Annotated in this window: 3 protein-coding genes; all 3 read left to right on the forward strand. The window is 44.6% G+C overall.

What is annotated here, in order from left to right:
- Positions 1–244: phosphopantothenoylcysteine decarboxylase domain-containing protein (locus tag B7C60_RS17995; protein WP_281251659.1), on the forward strand; the 244-nt coding region annotated here is incomplete at its 5' end.
- A gap of 143 nt (positions 245–387) precedes the next feature.
- The gene (gene slmA / locus B7C60_RS05735; RefSeq protein WP_099610827.1) at positions 388–978 is read left to right on the forward strand and encodes a nucleoid occlusion factor SlmA; all 591 of its coding nucleotides are present in this window, start codon (positions 388–390) and stop codon (positions 976–978) included.
- 5 nt (positions 979–983) lie between these two features.
- Positions 984–1,544: LpxL/LpxP family acyltransferase (locus tag B7C60_RS18000; protein ID WP_483887750.1), on the forward strand; the 561-nt coding region annotated here is incomplete at its 3' end.

A 1,544-nucleotide genomic window follows, 5' to 3' on the forward strand; every position in this document is an offset into this window, starting at 1 on the left:
TCGTCCTTTTACCGTTGGTTTCGCTGCAGAAACACAAGACGTAGAAACATACGCACGAGGCAAGTTGACGAAGAAAAATCTTGATATGATCTGCGCGAATGATGTTTCTATCGCCGGTCAAGGCTTTAATAGTAATAACAATGCATTAACCGTTTATTGGCACGATGGCAAGCAGGAACTCCCACTGGCCAGTAAGCGTGAATTAGCTCAGGCATTAATGTTGTTGATTGCACAACAGCTGTAGCACATGGGTGAATGAAATTACCACGTGATGTTGGCTTGCCGTACGAATGATGTTGATTTACCGTACGAATAAAGCATTCCCGTGCAAGCACGCGTTACCCATTATGAATCACCTATCTTATTGGTAAAAAAGGAAAACGGGTTATGGCCGGTAGTAAGAAAACCAATCGACGTGAAGAAATTCTCCAAGCCCTGGCGCAAATGCTTGAGTCTCATGAAGGGGCTTCACGCATTACTACCGCCAAATTAGCAAAACAAGTGGGTGTCTCAGAAGCGGCCCTTTATCGCCACTTCCCGAGTAAGGCTCGCATGTTTGAAGGCTTGATTGAGTTTATTGAAGAGTCTTTAATGTCACGGATTAACCGCATTCTCGATGAAGAGAAAGATACCTTAAGTCGTCTTCGTTTAGTGATGCAGTTAATTTTAGCCTTTTCTGAGCGTAATCCTGGCTTGACTCGAATTTTATCCGGCCATGCATTAATGTTTGAAAATGAACGATTGCGTGAACGGATCAACCAACTGTACGAACGGATAGAAACCTCATTACGACAAATTTTACGCGAACGTAAACTGCGTGAAGGGAAAGCCTTTCCCGTTGATGAAGGGACACTGGCCGCACAATTACTGGGACAGGTGGAAGGCAGTTTAAACCGTTTTGTACGCTCCGATTTTAAATATCTGCCTACCGCTAATTTTGATGATTATTGGGCCCTGCTGAGCGCACAAATTAAGTAACCATGATGAGTAAAAAGAAATACGGAAAACCTGAGTTTTCATTGGCCTTAGTGCATCCCAGATATTGGGGCGTATGGGCCGGATTTGGCTTCTTAGCCCTGTTGGTCAATCTGCTGCCTTATCCTGTCTTATTGACGCTGGGGCGAAGCCTAGGCAAGTTTGCCATGCGTTTTGGTAAAAAACGGGTAAAAGTGGCACAACGCAATCTTGAATTAGCCTTCCCCGAGATGAGCGCAACAGACATTGACCAGTTTGTGGTGGAGAATTTTAAAAATACCGGCGCGGCCTTGATTGAAACAGGCATAACTTGGTTTTGGCCTACTTGGCGTTTTAAACGGATCTTAGAAGATAAAGATACCGCAGTCATACGCCAATACTCCGAACAAGGTAAAGGCGTACTGCTGTGTTGTGTCCATGCTCTCAATTTGGAAATTACTGCGCGCGCCTTCGCGGTTTTAGGATTACCGGGTTATGGTGCCTATCGCCCTCATAATAATCCGGCATACGATTTTATTCAGTATCGTGGTCGAACGCGTAATGGTAATCAATTGATTGACCGAAAAGAT

The sequence above is a fragment of the Vibrio fujianensis genome, from assembly GCF_002749895.1.
GTDB lineage: Bacteria > Pseudomonadota > Gammaproteobacteria > Enterobacterales > Vibrionaceae > Vibrio > Vibrio fujianensis.

Excerpts from the sequence above, each read along its gene's own strand:
- slmA (WP_099610827.1), top strand. The coding sequence starts at position 388 with ATGGCCGGTAGTAAGAAAACCAATCGACGTGAAGAAATTCTCCAAGCC.